The 15,298-nt window shown below is 69.8% G+C and carries 28 protein-coding genes, 1 tRNA gene and 1 other RNA gene; 24 read left to right on the top strand and 6 right to left on the bottom strand.

Annotated elements, in window-relative coordinates; genetic code table 11:
• Positions 1-3: 3 nt before the first annotated feature.
• The 4 genes from G7063_RS01535 to ffs form a co-directional block, all read right to left on the bottom strand.
• Positions 4-687, bottom strand: a complete 684-nt coding sequence (locus tag G7063_RS01535; protein WP_166412769.1) for a methionine ABC transporter permease — start codon at positions 685-687, stop codon at positions 4-6.
• The gene (locus G7063_RS01530) at positions 684-1,781 is read right to left on the bottom strand and encodes a methionine ABC transporter ATP-binding protein (protein ID WP_166412768.1); all 1,098 of its coding nucleotides are present in this window, start codon (positions 1,779-1,781) and stop codon (positions 684-686) included. Before G7063_RS01530 ends, G7063_RS01535 begins: the two co-directional genes overlap by 4 nt.
• Before the next feature lie 137 nt (positions 1,782-1,918).
• The gene (locus G7063_RS01525; protein WP_166412767.1) at positions 1,919-2,818 is read right to left on the bottom strand and encodes a MetQ/NlpA family ABC transporter substrate-binding protein; all 900 of its coding nucleotides are present in this window, start codon (positions 2,816-2,818) and stop codon (positions 1,919-1,921) included.
• A 512-nt stretch (positions 2,819-3,330) separates the two neighbouring features.
• Positions 3,331-3,427: signal recognition particle sRNA small type (ffs, locus tag G7063_RS01520), an RNA gene on the bottom strand.
• Positions 3,428-3,550: 123 nt separating this feature from the next.
• Here ffs and G7063_RS01515 point away from each other — a divergent pair.
• Positions 3,551-3,635, top strand: a tRNA-Ser gene (locus tag G7063_RS01515).
• A gap of 152 nt (positions 3,636-3,787) precedes the next feature.
• Here the strand turns inward: G7063_RS01515 and G7063_RS01510 are convergent.
• Positions 3,788-4,186, bottom strand: a complete 399-nt coding sequence (locus G7063_RS01510) for an ImmA/IrrE family metallo-endopeptidase (protein ID WP_166412766.1) — start codon at positions 4,184-4,186, stop codon at positions 3,788-3,790.
• Positions 4,183-4,584, bottom strand: coding sequence for a helix-turn-helix transcriptional regulator (locus G7063_RS01505; protein WP_166412765.1), 402 nt, complete (start codon positions 4,582-4,584; stop codon positions 4,183-4,185). Before G7063_RS01505 ends, G7063_RS01510 begins: the two co-directional genes overlap by 4 nt.
• Positions 4,585-4,680: 96 nt before the next feature.
• Between G7063_RS01505 and G7063_RS01500 the strand changes: the two genes are divergently transcribed.
• The 23 genes from G7063_RS01500 (at position 4,681) to G7063_RS01395 (ending at position 15,298) form a co-directional block, all read left to right on the top strand.
• Positions 4,681-4,935, top strand: coding sequence for a helix-turn-helix transcriptional regulator (locus G7063_RS01500; RefSeq protein ID WP_166412764.1), 255 nt, complete (start codon positions 4,681-4,683; stop codon positions 4,933-4,935).
• A gap of 2 nt (positions 4,936-4,937) precedes the next feature.
• Entirely contained in the window at positions 4,938-5,171 is a 234-nt protein-coding gene (locus tag G7063_RS01495) for a helix-turn-helix domain-containing protein (RefSeq protein WP_166412763.1), read from the top strand.
• A 97-nt stretch (positions 5,172-5,268) separates the two neighbouring features.
• Positions 5,269-5,511 (top strand): hypothetical protein, encoded by a 243-nt coding sequence (locus G7063_RS01490; RefSeq protein ID WP_166412762.1) that lies wholly within the window; start codon positions 5,269-5,271, stop codon positions 5,509-5,511.
• Positions 5,512-5,623: 112 nt separating this feature from the next.
• Complete coding sequence (locus tag G7063_RS01485) at positions 5,624-5,785, top strand: hypothetical protein (RefSeq protein WP_166412761.1); 162 nt, start codon at positions 5,624-5,626, stop codon at positions 5,783-5,785.
• A gap of 163 nt (positions 5,786-5,948) precedes the next feature.
• A complete protein-coding gene (locus tag G7063_RS01480; protein ID WP_166412760.1) occupies positions 5,949-6,704 on the top strand; it encodes a phage antirepressor KilAC domain-containing protein in 756 nt (251 codons plus the stop codon).
• Complete coding sequence (locus G7063_RS01475) at positions 6,701-6,883, top strand: helix-turn-helix domain-containing protein (RefSeq protein ID WP_102508180.1); 183 nt, start codon at positions 6,701-6,703, stop codon at positions 6,881-6,883. The genes G7063_RS01480 and G7063_RS01475 overlap by 4 nt, the downstream gene beginning before the upstream one ends.
• A 3-nt stretch (positions 6,884-6,886) precedes the next feature.
• Positions 6,887-7,177, top strand: a complete 291-nt coding sequence (locus G7063_RS01470; RefSeq protein WP_166412759.1) for a hypothetical protein — start codon at positions 6,887-6,889, stop codon at positions 7,175-7,177.
• The gene (locus G7063_RS01465; protein WP_166412758.1) at positions 7,174-8,013 is read left to right on the top strand and encodes an LPXTG cell wall anchor domain-containing protein; all 840 of its coding nucleotides are present in this window, start codon (positions 7,174-7,176) and stop codon (positions 8,011-8,013) included. The genes G7063_RS01470 and G7063_RS01465 overlap by 4 nt, the downstream gene beginning before the upstream one ends.
• Positions 8,010-8,267, top strand: a complete 258-nt coding sequence (locus G7063_RS01460) for a hypothetical protein (protein WP_166412757.1) — start codon at positions 8,010-8,012, stop codon at positions 8,265-8,267. Before G7063_RS01465 ends, G7063_RS01460 begins: the two co-directional genes overlap by 4 nt.
• 100 nt (positions 8,268-8,367) lie before the next feature.
• The gene (locus G7063_RS01455) at positions 8,368-9,207 is read left to right on the top strand and encodes a PD-(D/E)XK nuclease-like domain-containing protein (RefSeq protein ID WP_166412756.1); all 840 of its coding nucleotides are present in this window, start codon (positions 8,368-8,370) and stop codon (positions 9,205-9,207) included.
• Between the two features lies 1 nt (position 9,208).
• Positions 9,209-9,748, top strand: a complete 540-nt coding sequence (locus tag G7063_RS01450; RefSeq protein WP_166412755.1) for a hypothetical protein — start codon at positions 9,209-9,211, stop codon at positions 9,746-9,748.
• 2 nt (positions 9,749-9,750) lie between these two features.
• Entirely contained in the window at positions 9,751-10,293 is a 543-nt protein-coding gene (locus G7063_RS01445; RefSeq protein ID WP_166415142.1) for a hypothetical protein, read from the top strand.
• Complete coding sequence (locus G7063_RS15385) at positions 10,290-10,418, top strand: hypothetical protein (RefSeq protein ID WP_255454227.1); 129 nt, start codon at positions 10,290-10,292, stop codon at positions 10,416-10,418. The genes G7063_RS01445 and G7063_RS15385 overlap by 4 nt, the downstream gene beginning before the upstream one ends.
• 61 nt (positions 10,419-10,479) lie before the next feature.
• A complete protein-coding gene (locus G7063_RS01440; protein ID WP_166412754.1) occupies positions 10,480-11,331 on the top strand; it encodes a hypothetical protein in 852 nt (283 codons plus the stop codon).
• A 72-nt stretch (positions 11,332-11,403) separates the two neighbouring features.
• The gene (locus tag G7063_RS01435; RefSeq protein ID WP_166412753.1) at positions 11,404-11,736 is read left to right on the top strand and encodes a restriction endonuclease; all 333 of its coding nucleotides are present in this window, start codon (positions 11,404-11,406) and stop codon (positions 11,734-11,736) included.
• Between the two features lie 713 nt (positions 11,737-12,449).
• On the top strand, positions 12,450-12,860 hold the full coding sequence (locus G7063_RS01430) for a hypothetical protein (protein WP_166412752.1): 411 nt from the start codon (positions 12,450-12,452) through the stop codon (positions 12,858-12,860).
• On the top strand, positions 12,857-13,402 hold the full coding sequence (locus G7063_RS01425) for a hypothetical protein (protein WP_166412751.1): 546 nt from the start codon (positions 12,857-12,859) through the stop codon (positions 13,400-13,402). The genes G7063_RS01430 and G7063_RS01425 overlap by 4 nt, the downstream gene beginning before the upstream one ends.
• Positions 13,399-13,584, top strand: a complete 186-nt coding sequence (locus tag G7063_RS01420) for a hypothetical protein (RefSeq protein ID WP_166412750.1) — start codon at positions 13,399-13,401, stop codon at positions 13,582-13,584. The genes G7063_RS01425 and G7063_RS01420 overlap by 4 nt, the downstream gene beginning before the upstream one ends.
• Entirely contained in the window at positions 13,581-13,994 is a 414-nt protein-coding gene (locus G7063_RS01415) for a hypothetical protein (protein ID WP_166412749.1), read from the top strand. The genes G7063_RS01420 and G7063_RS01415 overlap by 4 nt, the downstream gene beginning before the upstream one ends.
• Positions 13,991-14,443 (top strand): DUF4326 domain-containing protein, encoded by a 453-nt coding sequence (locus tag G7063_RS01410; RefSeq protein WP_166412748.1) that lies wholly within the window; start codon positions 13,991-13,993, stop codon positions 14,441-14,443. The genes G7063_RS01415 and G7063_RS01410 overlap by 4 nt, the downstream gene beginning before the upstream one ends.
• On the top strand, positions 14,440-14,628 hold the full coding sequence (locus G7063_RS01405; RefSeq protein ID WP_166412747.1) for a hypothetical protein: 189 nt from the start codon (positions 14,440-14,442) through the stop codon (positions 14,626-14,628). Before G7063_RS01410 ends, G7063_RS01405 begins: the two co-directional genes overlap by 4 nt.
• Entirely contained in the window at positions 14,625-14,909 is a 285-nt protein-coding gene (locus G7063_RS01400; protein WP_166412746.1) for a hypothetical protein, read from the top strand. The genes G7063_RS01405 and G7063_RS01400 overlap by 4 nt, the downstream gene beginning before the upstream one ends.
• Entirely contained in the window at positions 14,906-15,298 is a 393-nt protein-coding gene (locus G7063_RS01395; protein ID WP_166412745.1) for a hypothetical protein, read from the top strand. Before G7063_RS01400 ends, G7063_RS01395 begins: the two co-directional genes overlap by 4 nt.

The following is a 15,298-nucleotide window of genomic DNA, read 5'->3' as shown; positions in this document are numbered from 1 at the left end:
ACGTCAACGCCGCAGCACCTTGCGCGCCAGGAGGTTGCCGACGCCCTGCGCGATCTGGACGAGCACCACGATGACGAGCACCGCGACGAACGTCACCTCCCAGTTGAAGCGCTGGTAGCCGAACCGGATCGCGAAGTCGCCGAGCCCGCCGCCGCCGATCATCCCGGCCATCGCCGACATGTCGACGACCCCGATGAAGAGGAACGTGTAGCCGAGGATGAGCGGCCCGAGCGCCTCGGGCACGAGCACGCTCCACACGACGCGGAAGCGTGACGCCCCCATCGCGCGCGCCGCCTCGACGACGCCCGGGTCGACGGCGACGAGGTTCTGCTCGACGAGCCGCGAGAACGCGAACGACGCCATGATCGACATCGGCAGGATGACGGCCTCCGTGCCGACCGTCGTCCCGACGACCGAGAGGGTCAGCGGGCCTATCGCCGTGAGGAAGATGATGAACGGGATGGGCCGCACGATGTTGACGACGACGTTGAGCACGATGTTCACCGCGCGGTTGCCGTAGAGGTTGCCGGCGCGCGTCACGTAAAGCGCGAGCCCGAGCGCGAGCCCCGCGACGAGCGCGACGAGCAGCGAGACGCTCACCATGTAGAGGGTCTCGCCGAGCGACCTCCACAACGCGGGCAGCATCTTGTCCCAGTCGGTGGGCCGGGCGGCAGCGACGAGGTTCATGCGGACGCTCCCTTCGAGGCGCGCGGCCCGACGGCGTCGGGGTCCGAGAGCGGGTGGGCGGCGGTGCCGAGGTCGAGGACCGTCGTCGAGCGCCCGAGGTCGGTGAGGAACGCCGCGATCGCGACGTCGTCGCCCGCGATCTCCAGCGTGAGCGACCCGTAGGGGCGCTCCGCGATCTCGGTGATGCCGCCGTAGATGACGGTCCCGTCGACCGGGTGGTCGCGCAGCGCGCGCGTGAGCTCGCCCGTCGCGCCGCCGTCCTCGCGGACGCCGACGGTGACGATGCGCCCCGGGTGCCGTCGTCGTAGCCGTTCGAGGGCGGCGGGGCTCGGCCTGTCGCGCAGTGCCGTCCCGACGAAGCGTCGGGTCGCCGCATGCTGCGGCCGCGCGAAGACGTCGTACACGTCGCCGTGCTCGACGACCTTGCCGCCCTCCATGACCGCGACGCGGTCGCACACGTACTTGACGACCTCCATCTCGTGCGTGATGACGACGACGGTGACGCCGAGCTCGACGTTGACGCGCTTGACGATGTCGAGGACGTCCTGGGTCGTCTCCGGGTCGAGCGCACTCGTCGACTCGTCGGCGAGGAGGATCGTCGGGTTCGTCGCGAGGGCGCGCGCGATGCCGACGCGCTGCTTCTGCCCGCCCGAGAGCTGGGAGGGGAACGCGCGCGCCTTGTCGGTGAGGCCGACGAAGTCGAGGAGCTCGGCGACGCGGGCGTCGCGCTTCGCGCGCGGCCAGCCCGCAACCTTGAGCGGGTAGGCGACGTTGCCCGCGACCGTGCGCGAGGAGAGCAGGTTGAACTGCTGGAAGATCATGCCGATGTCCGCGCGGGCCGCACGCAGCGCGGACTCCTTGAGGGAGTGGACGTCGCGCCCGTCGACGAGCACGCGACCGCTCGTCACAGGCTCGAGCGCGTTGATGAGTCGCACGAGCGTCGACTTGCCGGCGCCCGAGTACCCGATGACGCCGTACACCTCGCCCGCCCTGATGGTGAGGTTGACGCCGTCGACCGCGCGCACCTCACCCTTCGTGGTGCGGAACACCTTCGTGGCGGCCTCGAAGACGATCTTCGGCTCGCGCTCGCTCATCGCTCGCTCTTCCTGTCGGTGGGCACCGTAGGTCCCATCGTGCCCGGTGGGGACGCGTCACGCCCAGGGGCCCCCTGCACCCCTGGGCGTCGTGCACGCTCCGGGCGGGGACGCGTGGTGCGTCCCCGCCCGTGGGCTCACTTGCCCGCGCGGATGTTGTCCTCGGTCGTCTTGAGGATCGTCGCGAGGGCGGCCGCGTCGTCCGCGCGGAGGACGGCGGTGCCCTTCGACTGCTCCTGGAGCGCGTCGGTGACGGCGGTGTCCTGGAAGATCTTCACGAGCTTGAGGTAGGTCGCGTTGTCCTTGTCAGCGGCGCGGGCCGTCCAGATGTTGATGTACGGCTGGGCGGCAGGCGACGCCGGGTCGTCCTGCGCGAGGGCGGCCTTGGGGTCGAGGCCCGCGTCGAGCACGAAGTCGTTGTTGACGACGGCACCGTCGAGCGACTCGAGGGACACGGCCGTCTGCTCCGCCGAGACCGGCGTGACCTTGACCTTCGACTCGGGCAGGACGTCGAGCTCGGTCGACGTGAGCGTGCCGCCGCCATCGAGCTTGATGAGGCCAGCGGCCTGCAGGACGAAGAGCGCACGGTTGAGGTTCGTCTGGTCGTTGGGGACCGCGATCTCCGCACCGTCGGGGATGTCGGTGAGCGCGGTGTGCTTCTTCGAGTAGAGCGCGAGCGGGTAGATCGCGGTGGCGCCGATCGCGACGAGGTCGTCGTCCGCGTTGACGTTGTAGTCCGCGAGGTACTGGATGTGCTGGAACTGGTTGAGCTCGATCTGGCCCTGGCTCAGTGCGGGGTTGGGCAGCGCGTAGTCGGAGAAGTTGACGATCTCGACGTCGATGCCGGCCGCCTTGGCCTTCTCCGCGAAGATGGGCCACTGGTCGTCCTGCGAGCCGACGACGCCGATGCGGACGGCCTTGGGGGCGGCCGAGCCACCCGTGGTGCCGCTGGCGGCGGGCGTCTCGTCGGAGGCGCACGCGGCGAGGCCGAGGAGGAGCGCGGTCGCGGCGGCGATGGCGGTGAGCTTGCGGTTCATGGGAGTTCTCGCTTCTGGGAGGCGCGGGCACGGGTGCTCGCTGCGGCGCGTGAGCGCCAGGAGGCGTGGGGATCCGGGGTCTGCTCCGAGGCACGACCGTCCGGGGCGTGCTTCTGGGGTGAGGCGGGGATCAGGGCACCTGGGGTGCCCGGCAGGAGGCCTTCCGACTGACGACCGCGGTGCGCGGTCGGGTCCCTCTGGACGCGGCTCGGTGGCTCAGGCCTGCGCAGCCCGCTGCGACATTCGCCCACGCATCATGTCGCGACGACAGGTCGCGACAGAGCGGGTCGTGGTGCAGCAGGTGGCGGTCATGGGACAACCATGCGACGACGACGACGGTCGGGGCCAGCCCGTCGGGGTGGAATCTCGGATGTTGGACCGACGGATCTCGCGGCGCCACCTCATCGCGGCAGCCGCGCAGCGTCTTTCCGCCAATCGCACGATGGGACGACTGTCCACATGGTGACTGCGCTCACAAGGTGGCGGCAGTGGCCGGACGGGCGCCCGGGGTATGCAAGGACCCCCCGTGCACCCGCCAGAGCTCACCTACCCTTGCTGCCTTCCGGCCCTGGGGGAGTTCAGCGAGATGACGCCGCACGAGGGGTCTGCTGGGAAGTCTAGCGGAGCCAGGGGCGGCGTCCGAATCGGGTCGGCGCGGGCTCTCAGCCCGCGTCCGAGGCTCGGATTCGGTCTGCGCGCCATCCTCGGGTATCCTCGAACACGCTGCTGCCAGGAGGATTCGCCTAGTGGCCTATGGCGCCGTCTTGGAAAGGCGGTTGGGTGAAAGCCCTCGGGGGTTCGAATCCCCCATCCTCCGCAAGGTGTTGTTGCAGGTCAGGGCCGGGAATCCGGCCCGACCCGCAGCGCATGTCAACAAACCTCATCAACGCCCGACCGCACCAAGGCGGACGTCAACAGCACAACGAAGGCCCCCGACCACTCCGGTCGGGGGCCTTTCGTCGTCTCCGGCTACGCGATCAGCCCGCACCGGGTGCTCGGCTGAGGCTGCTCGAGCCACAGGGTGACCAGGTGCGTAGTGACGCCGAGCTCGCGGGCGATCGCGCCAGGGTGGCATCCGACGACGGCGGCGGCACGCTCCATCGCGTGCGGGTCGATGAGTAGGCGTGCGGCGTACAGGTCGGCCTGGCGCTCGTCGCGCTCGACGTCGTGCGCACGCGTCCAGTCGTGCCCGTGCCAGTGGTGGCCGACCTCGTGCGCGATCGTGATGCGCTGCGTCAGGGTCGACTTCCGGTGGTTGACCACGACGAGCCCTGCGCGGGTGAGTTCACCCGAGCGGCGGCCAAGGTCCCGCCACACCACGCGGAGGCCCTGCTCCTCCGCGTGGGCGACGAGTTCATCAAGCGTCATGCATCCTCCGTCTGCGCCTCAGCCTCCGCGTCATCGTCGACGTCGCGCGCAGCGAGCATGACATCAGCCGGGGACATTGCTCGCAGCGCATCGTTCGCGGACTTCGCGTGCTCGATCTCATCGGCGTCATAGATGAAGCCCGTCCGCTCGCCGTGGCGGACAACAAGCCGGTCGTAGGCGTGGCCGACGATCTCCTGCGGGTCCACGTCGATGACCTCCGCGGCCGCGCATAGGACTGCGAGCGGGATGTCGACCTTCCCGTTGAGCCAGCGGTTGAAGGCGGCCGGCGATCGTCCGATGCGGGTCGCGACGTCGAGCGCGGTGAAGCCGCGGCTGACGATCTTGCCCTTGAGCTCGAGCCCGACGTAGGCGGGGAACTCTTCCGATCGAATGTTCATGCGAGCAGCCTACCGCTCAGATCGAGCAATCGCAATGCTCGAACTGGTAAGCGTGTCGGTTTGACGATTGCTCAATCGAGCAACTACGTTTACGGCATGAACAACCACGCAGCCTCCACCACCATCGAGTGGAGCGCCCGAGCGGTCCGAGAGGCGATCGCAGACACCGGGCGCTCCAAGGTCTCCATCTCTGACGAGACCGGCATCCCCTACGCAACCCTCAACCGCAAGCTCGCAGCCAAGGGCGAGTTCTCCTTCCGCGAGCTTCTTCTCATCGCGGAGGCGCTCGGCGTCTCCCCCTCGACGTTCACGCCCCCGGCGTTCGCTCGTGTCGAGCGGACCGCCGCTTAACCATGACCGCCGAGACGTTCGACGCCACGGAGGCCGGCCGCAGGCTCGGGCTCACTGCGCGCACCGTGCTCGACATGGCCCGTCGCCGCGACATCGGCCACGTGAAGGTGGGGCGTCGCGTGCGCTTCACGGAGGCGATCGTCGCCGAGTACATCGCGACCCGGACCGTGGGAGTGGGCCTGGCCCGCACCGCCCGATCCCAGGCCGCACACCGCAGGCGCAAGCCCGCCGCGTAGACCCACCCCATCCCCTGGCCGTCTCGCATCGCGCGAGCACGGCACCCTGCCCTACCCACCTCCCTGGTTCGCCGGGGAGAGATCGAGAGGCACAGCCATGCCCACTCTCACCGCCTACGAGAACCGCATCGCCACCTACGCCGCCGAGAACAACCACTCGGTGTCGCGCGGTCAGGTGAAGCGCATCGCCCGCGACCTGTACGAGCGTCAGGCGCGGATGAGCGACGTCGACCTCGAGCGCGTGTTCATGGTGGCCGACCCGACGCCGCCCACTGCGTTCCGCGAGATCGCCCGCAACGACCGTGCTGCGGCCCGTCGTCTTGGTCTGGTGCCCGCGTGACGCTCACCCTGCGTGGCCGCGTCGTCGTCGCCGTGCTCCTCGTCCTGGCCGCCGTCCTGGTCGGCTACCTCACCGCACACCTGGGTGTGCCCGTCTACATGGAGACGATCCGATGAACTCGTGCAAGTGCGGCTCCCCCGTCGAGCTCGGCAACCCCGACCTCGGCATCTTCCAGTGCGAGCGCTGCTGGGAGGCGTGGTCCCGCTGGGCCGACGCCCACCGCGACCAGCCGCTCGACGCCTGGCCCGGCATCGCCGAGGCGGCGGCCGCATGACCGCCGGGCTGGTCCTGTCAATGATCTCGCTGTTCCTCTCGGGCATCACGATCGGCATCACCATCGGCATCGCGATCTTCACCCGACGCCACTGACCTCGCCCCACACGAAAGCCCCCGTCTCGCCTGACGGGGGCTTCGCCGTTCCCCCGAAGGAGGAACCCTTGACCAGCAACATCGTACCGTTCGAATTCGACGGCGCGCAGGTGCGCGTCGTCACCATCGACGGCGACCCTTGGTTCGTCGGTACCGACGTCACCCGCATCCTCGGCTACGCCAACCCCTCCGACGCGCTCCAGCGGATCGACGACGACGACCTCCGGTTCGCAACCCTCGCCCTGAGCGAGGGTTCACGCGAGGTCAGCCGACTCCGCCCGCTCGTCAACGAGTCCGGCGTCTACGCACTCGCGTTCGGGTCGACGCTCCCCCGCGCGGTCGACTTCCGCCGCTGGGTGACCCGCGAAGTCCTGCCGAGCATCCGTCGCACCGGCTCCTACGGCACCCCGGCACTCACGGGGCCGGCGCTCATGGCCGCCGCACTCATCGAAGCGCAGGCCGTCCTCGAGGCGCGCGAGGCGCAGGTCGCCGAGCTGACGCCGCGCGCTGAGGCATGGGACGCGCTCGCGGCCACCGATGGCGACTACTCGATGCGTGACGCCGCGCAGATCCTCTGCCGCGACCACGGCATCGACATCGGGCAGAACCGCCTGTCCAAGCGGTTGCGGGAGATCGGCTGGGTCGACCCGGCGGGCATCCCGTACCAGCGGCACGTCGACCTCGGCCGCCTGCGGTCCCGCGCCCGCTACTACACGCACGCGCGCACGCAGGAGCGTGTGCTCGCCGACCCGCAAATCCGCGTCACGCCGAAGGGCATCGCGGACCTGCGCACCATCCTCGCCACGAAGGAGAACGTCGCATGACTGCATCGAAGCTCTCGTACACCTACGCGGAGGCGTCGGCAGCGACGGGTATCCCGGTGCGGACGCTGCAGGCGCGCATCACTGCGGGCGACCTGGTCGCTCGTCGCCTTGGCACGAAGCCGATCATCCTCGCCGCTGACCTTGAGGCGTTTCTGGCGTCTCTGCCTGAGAAGGAGTGACTGATGTTCAAGTTCTGGAAGCGCAAGCCCGCCGTGGTGCCGGATTCGGTGGCGGAGGCGACGTCGGATGTCGACCTGTTCGCGGTGGCTCGTGGTGCGGGTGTGCTCACGGAGTACCCCGACGACCACCCTGGGTGGGCGCGGCTGTCGGCGGCGCTGATCGACGCGGTCGAGGGTGACCTGCGGGCGCGTGCGATCGCGCAGGAGCAGCGGACGAGTGAGGCGCTGATCGCGTACCAGGCGGACGGCGACGCAGACGCGGCTATGCGCGTGTGGCGGGGGGATGCGGCATGAGACGCGCACTCGCAACCTTGACGGCCGCCCTCGTGGCGGCCGTTGTCGTTTCCGGGCCTGCTGTCGCGGGCGGGTCGGACAGTGTGACGCCGTACGCGGTGACGCCGGCTGGCATCGAGTTTCCGACGCCGCTCGTCGCTCACGGTCACGTGAACGTGCGCCTGGTCGACGGCACCGCGCGGGGCCTGCACTTCGATCCGAACAACGGTCACCCCGGCGCGCAGTGGATCGGCGCGTCGTTCCTGCCGTGGTCGGCGCTCGGCATCACCGGCGGGTGCATCGCCTGGGTGCAGTGGTCCGACACCAACGAGCACTACGGCGAGGGCGGACAGGCCCCCGTGTGCATCGACGCCCCCACCACCCCGCCCGCCACACCTGAACCGACTGAGGAGCCCACGTGGACCGCCGATCCCGAGCCGAGCGTCGAGCCGTCGCAGTCGACGCCGTCCGATCAGCCTTCGCAGCCGAGCGAGCCCTCGCCGACGCTCTCCGAGACGCCCACCGAGTCGACGCCGAGCGTCGAGCCGACCTTCGAGCCCGAGTCGCAGCCGTCCGCGTCGTCGACGTCGCCGACTTCGACGCCGACGCCCTCCTCGACTCCCTCGATTGAGCCGACGCCGGACCTCGACGTCGACCACCCGACCGTCGAGCCGGACCTGCCGACCGACGAGCCGACCACCACGGCGACCGACGAGCCCGCCGACGACCCCACGGACCCGACTGAGGTGGACGTGCTCCCGCAGACCGGCGCGCACACGCTCGCCGCCACCACCCTCGCAGCCGCACTCGCCGTCGCTGGCGTCGCACTGCTCACCGCACGAAGGAGGACCTCATGAGCATGGAGGATCGCGCGCTGGCCGCGCGTCAGGAGGCGCAGGACGAGCAGCGGGAGCGAGCGCACGAGCTCGACCGGCTGCGGGATGAGGAGGTGCTCGCGGCGACGCTCGTCGCGACCGCGTCCGAGACCCTGCGCCGCGAGTGGCGCGACGTCGACCCGCCCGAGTTCGTCTACCAGTGGCGGGACCGCGTCGACCAGTACGTCACCGCCCGCGACACCGCCGACGCCTACCAGAGAGAGCACGGACTGTGACCGCGTCCGAGTGGCTCGGCCTCGCCATCACCCTCGCCCTCCTCATCGGCGCGGCATGGCTCACCGACTACACCGACCCACACCGAAAGGACGACAACCAGTGACGCTCACCCCGCAGATCGTCTACGACATGGACGAGACGACCTACCACGCCCGCCCCGAGCTCTCATCGACCGGTGTGCGGCGGCTGCTCGACTCCCCCGCACGCTTCCAGTGGGACATGACGCACCGCGTCGAGTCCGTCGCGTACGACGTCGGCCACGCCACGCACTCACGCATCCTCGGCGTCGGCTCCCCCATCATCGACATCCCCGACGAGCACCTCACCCCGTCGGGCAACGTGTCGACGAAGGCAGCTACCGTCGCGTGGCTCGCCGAGCAGCGCGACGCGGGGCTCGTGCCCATCGGCGCTGCCGACCGGGCGCTCATCGACGGCATGGCCGAGGCCGTCCTCGCACACCCCGCGGCGCGCGCTCTGCTCGAGCGCCCCGGCCAGCCGGAGGTGTCGGCGTTCGCGACCGACCCCGAGACCGGCGTCGCCCTGCGGGCACGCTTCGACCGCCTGTGCGACGACGTCGCGATCGACGTCAAGACGACCGCGGGCAGCGCTGGACCGATCGGCTTCGCACGCGAGGCGGCCCGCTACGGCTACCCGATCCAGGAAGCGCACTACGCCGACGTCCTCGAGCGCATCACGGGCGAGCGGCACCCGATGGCGTTCGTCGTCGTCGAGAAGCGCCGCCCTCACCTCGTCGCCGTGCACTACTTCGACGAGATCACACGCATGACCGCACGCGACCTCACGGCGCGCGCACGTCAGACCTACGCCGAGTGCATCGCCACGGACGCGTGGCCGGGGTACTCGGGCGAGCCGTACACAACGCAAGTCCCCGGCTGGTGGTTGGACCAGGCCGACGAACAGGAAGAGCTGGTGATCTGAGATGCACATCTTTACGTCCCACCGAGACGGCGCGAGGCGCTACTTCGCGAACTTCGACCTCCCCACGCATCCGCTGTGCTGGCTTCGCGGGCATCGAGCGAAGGCCGAGGTCATCGAGTCACGGTTCAACGCGCCATGGATCCTCGTCACGTGCCGAACATGCGGCATTCGCCACGGCGACCCCTACATGCTTCGCGGACGGGTTGATCGAGAGTCCGCCGAGGCGTCCATCGCCCGGCAGGTCGACGCGGCGCGACACAACACTCGGGAGTACGCGGCCGTGCGCGATGGCCGAGACGGCTATGGGCACCACCGCCTCGAGCTGTCGCTCGAACTCACGCGAAACGGACTCCGCGGGAGGGGGGCGCGTCTCCACATCGGGGATCGCTGGTCCGAGACCCCCCTCGATGGATCGATCCACGGCGACTCCTGGTCGGCCTACTTCTCTGTCGGGGGCGTCGGCAATCGCCTGGCTCACCGACTCTCCGGGGGCAAGAAGCGTGACGTCTCGATCGGCGCAGCATTCAAGGAGCGTGCGTGAGCATGGACCTCACCGCCACCATCGTCACCAAGTCCGACCAGATCAACGCCGAGGACCTCCTTGCGGGTCCGCTCACCGTCACCGTCGAGTCCGTCTCCGCGGGCAACGCCGAGCAGCCGGTCGACGTGCACCTCGTCGAGTTCCCCGGCCGCGCATACCGCCCGTCCAAGACCATGCGCCGCGTCCTCGTGCGCGTGTGGGGCAAGGAGTCCGACGCCTTCGCCGGACGCCGCATGACGCTCTACCGCGACCCCGAGGTGAAGTTCGGCGGGCAGCGCATCGGCGGCATCAAGATCAGCCACATGAGCGGCCTCGACAAGCCGGTGTCGCTGGCGCTGACGGAGACGCGCGGCAAGCGAGCCCTGCACACGGTCGAGCCGCTGCCGGATGCTGCGCCGTCGACAGTCGCACCGGAGCCGCCCGCCGAGACCGTCGCCGAGTGCACGGACACAGACGCGCTCAAGGAGATGTGGCGCGTGTCGGGGCCGGAGCGTCGAGCGCAGATCGAGGCACGCGTCGCCGAGCTCAAAGCCGCCGAGTCATGACCGACCCGCTCGAGCGTTGGATCGCCCGGCAGTTGTTCCTCGACCGGGCACGCGAGTCCGCCCTCGCAGCCGCAGCGTTCTTCTACGGCGCCAACGCAGGACGGGTCACCGCACGCCTGCAGTAACACCCAGACAGCACGGCCCCCGCACACCAGAGTGCGGGGGCCTTCGTGATGAGAGAGACCGATGGCCCTCAACGACGCCTGCACACACCCGCGGGCGCGGCACCAGCACGGCACCTACGCCTGCTACACCATCTGCCGCTGCCGATGCGACGACTGCCGCAACGCCAACCGCACCTACGAGAACAACCGCGCCCGCCGCGTCGCCTACGGCCGCGAACGACTCACCGACGCCACACCCGCCCACAACCACCTCGACCACCTACGCGCCGCCGGCATGAGCTGGCTGCAGATCGCGCGCGCACTCGGGTGGAGCACCGCCGCGACGAAGCGCGCCCGGACTCTCGGCCGCATGGAGCGCGACCGGGCCGCGGCGATCCTCGCGCTCAAGGTGACGGTGTCGCTCGATGATCTGCCCGACGGTCGCATGGTGCCCGCGGTCGGTACCCGCCGCCGTCTGCAGGCGCTGGCGTGCCTGGGCTGGTCTGTGAAGGCGCTCGCTGAGGCGTACCGCGTGCACTACTCCCTGCTGGATCGGGCGATGCGCGGGGACCTCACCACTGCTCGCACGGCGCGCACCGTCCGTGGCATGTACGACGACCTGTCGATGCGTCGCCGTGCCGGTGGGCGTCCGTCCGCTGTGGCGCGCACGCTCAACGACGCTGCGCGCCGCGGGTGGGCGCCCCCGCTGGCGTGGGATGACATCGACGACCCGACCGAGACTCCGGACGTCGGCGAGAAGGCACGCGGTCTGGACCTCGACGAGTGGCTGCACCTCGTGCTCGGCGCATCCATCCCCTGGTGGGCGTACACGCTCGCCGCACTCGCGCCCGGCATGTTCGCCGCCCTGACCGTCCTCGGCATGGTCGTCGTCGTCGGCATCCTCGCCGTCCTCGGCGACACCACCAGCCGCTAACCCCGCGCGTGAGGCCCGCCTGCCAGTCCACGGCAGGCGGGCCTCACCCGTGTCCTAAGAATCGAGACATCCGTGCCCCCCAACCACTACCGCGCCGGAGCAGACTTCGAGCGCGAGGTCCGCGCCCACCTCATCCGCCACGGCTACGAGGTCATCCGATCCGCAGGGTCCAAGACGAAGGTCGACCTCCTCGCGTTCAAGACCGGACAGGTGCTCGTCATTCAGTGCAAGCGCAACGGCTCACTACCCCCGGCCGAGCGAGTCGAGGTCCGCCGCATCGCAGCGCTCATCCCCACCGCCCTGCCGCTGCTCGCCGCGCGCCCAGGCATCACGTTCAACATGCTCACTGGCGACGGCCCCCACGACCGCACGCCCTGGGCGCCCGACCCCAAGGAGACCCCATGACCGTCCTCTGCCGATGCGGCGCAGAGTTCGACCCGCACGACCCCAACAGCATCCGCCGACACCAACTCATCCACGGACACCGCCCCGTGGCACGAGCACGGAAGGAGTAACCGTGGCCTGGGGCAAAGTCGACGACCGACTGCACTCCCACCCCAAGTGGCGACGCGCATCCAAGGGCGCCCGAGCACTCTGGGCCACCGCCCTCTCCTGGTGCTCATCGTTCCCATCTGACGGCATCGTGCCCAGCCACATGCTCGCCGCACTCGACGGCACACCAGCCGAAGCACGGTCCCTCGTCGACGCAGGCCTGTGGGTCAAACGCGACGACGGTTGGGCGTTCCACGAGTGGTCCGAACGCAACCCTGACGCGAGCTCAGTCATCGCGAAGAAGGCGGCGATGAGCGAGGGAAGCGGCCGTGGGCTGCACACGAGGTGGCATGTGAAGCGCAACCTGAAGGTGCCCGACTGTGAGTGGTGCGCCCGCTCATAGCCCATAGCCCTCGGATAGCCCCACCCTATGCGGACCCTATCCAGAGGCTATTGCCCTCCGTAATAGCCCCCGAATACTCCGTACCCGTACCCATACCCATACCCAGGGGCTATCGCTATCAGGTTCTGTTCCGTACAGAGATAGATCCAGTCAGACGTCAATCGTCACCTACGTAACGCGCGAGACCGTCACGGATTGACCCCTGACATGAAGGAGATTCCTCATGCCCACACGCGACGAGATCGAACGGATCGCCGCAGCCATGAACGCCATCCGACCCGCCTGGGCCGTCCGCTCCCTCGTCACCTACCTCGAACGCAACCACGCCACGCGCCCCTACCGGGACCTGGCCGTCGCAGGTGTCATCGTCGCGCTCGACGAGCGCACCCAGACGCCGAAGCTGCTCGAGCAGCACGGCGTGTGGTGGACGGCGTGCGCGCCACCGGGTGAGGTGAGCGGACCGCCTGCACCTAAGTGTCCGAAGCCGGGACACACGTCCTATCCGGCTCACAACTGCGGCGCGTGTCGCAGCGAAGGCCTCGAAGCCACTGCCCCTCGTGACATCCGTCCGGGGGGCGTTCCTATGCCCGACACCGTGCGGGCGCACATCGACAACTTGAGGAGATCACGATGACCAGAACGATCACGACCGTGTCCGAGCTCGACGCGCTGCCCGTGGGGAGCGTGGTGATGTGGCACGACGAGGACGGGTGGGCGCGCGCTGCCGTGCGGTGGCCCGGCTCTTCTGGCTGGCTCGTGACCGGCAGCGAGGAGACCGCCGAGGAGGGCTCGTGGGTCCTCGCTTGGGCGCAGGGCGACGGGTCCCCGCTGACGGTCCTGCACGACCCGTCCGCGCCTGTGGTCCCGGTGGTGTCGGACGCCGCCGTCGAGGTGGGCGTCGCTGCGGGCAAGGAGCGCCTCACGTGGCTGTCGCTGCACTGGAGCGCATCGCGACTCGATCCCGAGGCGTGGCCGCATGTCGTGCGCGCTGTCCTCGACGCTGCTCTCCCGCTCCTGGGTGCGGCCCCGTCCGCGACCCGCGAGGACGTCGCTCGGACCATCGACGAGGACTCGTTCGACTTCCCGGAGGAGTGCGCAGGAGAGATCGAGCAGGCGTTCCAGGCCGCCGACGCTCTCCTCGCGCGGTTCACGATCACCCCGAGGACCGACCGATGAGCGGGTACCAGGTCCGCGGGATGTGGCACGTCTTCGCGCTCGTCGCCGTCATTGTCGGGGTCGTCGAGTACGGCGATCGGACGGAGTCCCGGCGCTTCGAGACGTGCAGGGAGAGCGGTGTTCCGCTCGATGAATGCCGCGCGTTCTTCTTCGGCCCGCCACGGACGGAGGCCGACCGATGAGCGCCGACGACAAGCTTCGCCGCGCCGCCACCCTCATCCGGGACACGGCCAACGCCGCGTACCCCGGCACGTGGGCTGTCGTCCGATGCGACGGCCACGCGCGGGGTGGCATCGACGTGCACGAGGCGCACGTGGAGGTCCGGGCGAACGAGGGTGAGCCGGACTGGATCGAGTGCGGCCCTCTCGTCGCCGACCTCGGGCCGACACTCGGGCACCTCGACGACTCCGGGCCGCACATCGCCCTGTGGGACCCGGCGACGGCCCTGTACGTCGCGGACTGGCTCGACGCCACCGCGGACGCCTACCCGCGCGAGATCGACCGCATCGTCGACATCCAGGACTGGCACTCGGCCGCGACGTACCGGGCTGCGCTCGCCCTCGCCAACGACATCCTCAAGGAGACCCCATGACCGCCCCGCGTCGCATCCAGATGACCCGTCAGCGTCCGTGGAGGAATAAGCACCCGGACGCCGTGATCGTCGCCCGCCCGTCGAAGTGGGGCAACCCGTTCCGGGTCGGTTCGCACTACGAGACCCACCGGGACGCCGACATGACCCGCACCCCTGAGCGCGCTGTCCGGGACTACCGCGTGTGGCTCACTGCTCACCACCCCACGGTCGACGCTGCACTGGTCCTCGAGCACTTGCCTGAGCTTGCGGGTCGTGACCTCGCCTGCTGGTGCCCGCTCGACTCCCCGTGTCACGCCGACGTCCTGCTCGACCTCGCCAACGCCGCCCCCGTCCACGACTACGACCCGGTGCATGGCGGCTGCCGACGCTGCGGGGCACTCCCGTTCGACGGCGTGCCGTGCGAGCCGCCTGAGCCCATGACCACGACCCCGCAGGAGGGCGTCCGATGACGCGTCCCTGCTCGCGCTGCGGGTACACGCACACCCTGTACGGCTCGACGTCCGCGATCGGCCTGTTCTCGTCGCAGACCCCGCGATACCGGGCCGACTACGCCGGGTCGCCGCTGCGTGCGACCCGAGCTGAAGCGCACACCGACATGTGCGACCACTACGCCACGAAGGAGAACGACCGATGAGCGTCCGTGAGGTGACGTACTACCAGGTCGTGTGCGACCACCCCGGCTGCACGGTCGCGACCGGTGACGACGGTGGCCCGCACTCTGCATGGTCCAGCCGGGATGGCGCGGTCTGGGACTGGACGTGCGGCGACGGGCAGACGGTCGACGATCGCCACTACTGCGAGGCGCACCGCGTCCCGGAGTGCTGCGACTGCGGCGCGACCGACAGCCTCGTCAAGCACGACGACGGCGACCACTACTGCCCGACGCACATCCTGACCGTGAGGAGCACCCCGTGACTCGTCCGAAGCTTGCTGACATCGAGCAGCGCGCCGACGCCGCCACCGAAGGGCCGTGGGAGGCGGACGGCTCCGAGGTGTCGCAGCACTGGTCGCTTCCCGAGCCGTGGCTCACCGTCGCATCGAACGAGGTCTCGTGCATGTCCTACTGCTACGGCGGCAGCGCACGCGGCATCGAGCAGGACGAGGACGCGGAGTTCATCGCGCACGCTCGCACCGACGTCCCGGCCATGTCCGCCGCGATCCGCGACGTGCTCGCCGTGCACGTCGAGGCGACCTGCTCCCGCGGGTACCCGCAGGCGTACTGCGTCGACTGCGACCAGGCGTGGCCCTGCGCCACCGTCCGCGCGGTCACCGCGCACATCGACGTCACCCCGAAGGAGAACTGA

The organism is Sanguibacter sp. HDW7 (genome assembly GCF_011300875.1).
Classification (GTDB): Bacteria; Actinomycetota; Actinomycetes; order Actinomycetales; family Cellulomonadaceae; genus Flavimobilis.
The sequence above is the reverse complement of the archived record's forward strand: the minus strand, read 5'-3'. Positions and strand labels throughout refer to the sequence as shown.

Bases quoted from the DNA above. Each gene is read 5' to 3' on its own strand.
- G7063_RS01400 (WP_166412746.1), top strand. From the start codon at position 14,625: ATGAGCGTCCGTGAGGTGACGTACTACCAGGTCGTGTGCGACCACCCC.
- G7063_RS01410 (WP_166412748.1), top strand. From the start codon at position 13,991: ATGACCGCCCCGCGTCGCATCCAGATGACCCGTCAGCGTCCGTGGAGG.
- G7063_RS01415 (WP_166412749.1), top strand. From the start codon at position 13,581: ATGAGCGCCGACGACAAGCTTCGCCGCGCCGCCACCCTCATCCGGGAC.
- G7063_RS01490 (WP_166412762.1), top strand. From the start codon at position 5,269: ATGCCCACTCTCACCGCCTACGAGAACCGCATCGCCACCTACGCCGCC.
- G7063_RS15385 (WP_255454227.1), top strand. From the start codon at position 10,290: ATGACCGACCCGCTCGAGCGTTGGATCGCCCGGCAGTTGTTCCTCGAC.
- G7063_RS01525 (WP_166412767.1), bottom strand. From the start codon at position 2,818: ATGAACCGCAAGCTCACCGCCATCGCCGCCGCGACCGCGCTCCTCCTC.
- G7063_RS01485 (WP_166412761.1), top strand. From the start codon at position 5,624: ATGAACTCGTGCAAGTGCGGCTCCCCCGTCGAGCTCGGCAACCCCGAC.
- G7063_RS01495 (WP_166412763.1), top strand. From the start codon at position 4,938: ATGACCGCCGAGACGTTCGACGCCACGGAGGCCGGCCGCAGGCTCGGG.
- G7063_RS01500 (WP_166412764.1), top strand. From the start codon at position 4,681: ATGAACAACCACGCAGCCTCCACCACCATCGAGTGGAGCGCCCGAGCG.
- G7063_RS01440 (WP_166412754.1), top strand. From the start codon at position 10,480: ATGGCCCTCAACGACGCCTGCACACACCCGCGGGCGCGGCACCAGCAC.
- G7063_RS01460 (WP_166412757.1), top strand. From the start codon at position 8,010: ATGAGCATGGAGGATCGCGCGCTGGCCGCGCGTCAGGAGGCGCAGGAC.
- G7063_RS01425 (WP_166412751.1), top strand. From the start codon at position 12,857: ATGACCAGAACGATCACGACCGTGTCCGAGCTCGACGCGCTGCCCGTG.
- G7063_RS01450 (WP_166412755.1), top strand. From the start codon at position 9,209: ATGCACATCTTTACGTCCCACCGAGACGGCGCGAGGCGCTACTTCGCG.
- G7063_RS01445 (WP_166415142.1), top strand. From the start codon at position 9,751: ATGGACCTCACCGCCACCATCGTCACCAAGTCCGACCAGATCAACGCC.
- G7063_RS01465 (WP_166412758.1), top strand. From the start codon at position 7,174: ATGAGACGCGCACTCGCAACCTTGACGGCCGCCCTCGTGGCGGCCGTT.
- G7063_RS01475 (WP_102508180.1), top strand. From the start codon at position 6,701: ATGACTGCATCGAAGCTCTCGTACACCTACGCGGAGGCGTCGGCAGCG.
- G7063_RS01530 (WP_166412768.1), bottom strand. From the start codon at position 1,781: ATGAGCGAGCGCGAGCCGAAGATCGTCTTCGAGGCCGCCACGAAGGTG.
- G7063_RS01505 (WP_166412765.1), bottom strand. From the start codon at position 4,584: ATGAACATTCGATCGGAAGAGTTCCCCGCCTACGTCGGGCTCGAGCTC.
- G7063_RS01470 (WP_166412759.1), top strand. From the start codon at position 6,887: ATGTTCAAGTTCTGGAAGCGCAAGCCCGCCGTGGTGCCGGATTCGGTG.
- G7063_RS01420 (WP_166412750.1), top strand. From the start codon at position 13,399: ATGAGCGGGTACCAGGTCCGCGGGATGTGGCACGTCTTCGCGCTCGTC.
- G7063_RS01430 (WP_166412752.1), top strand. From the start codon at position 12,450: ATGCCCACACGCGACGAGATCGAACGGATCGCCGCAGCCATGAACGCC.
- G7063_RS01535 (WP_166412769.1), bottom strand. From the start codon at position 687: ATGAACCTCGTCGCTGCCGCCCGGCCCACCGACTGGGACAAGATGCTG.
- G7063_RS01510 (WP_166412766.1), bottom strand. From the start codon at position 4,186: ATGACGCTTGATGAACTCGTCGCCCACGCGGAGGAGCAGGGCCTCCGC.
- G7063_RS01405 (WP_166412747.1), top strand. From the start codon at position 14,440: ATGACGCGTCCCTGCTCGCGCTGCGGGTACACGCACACCCTGTACGGC.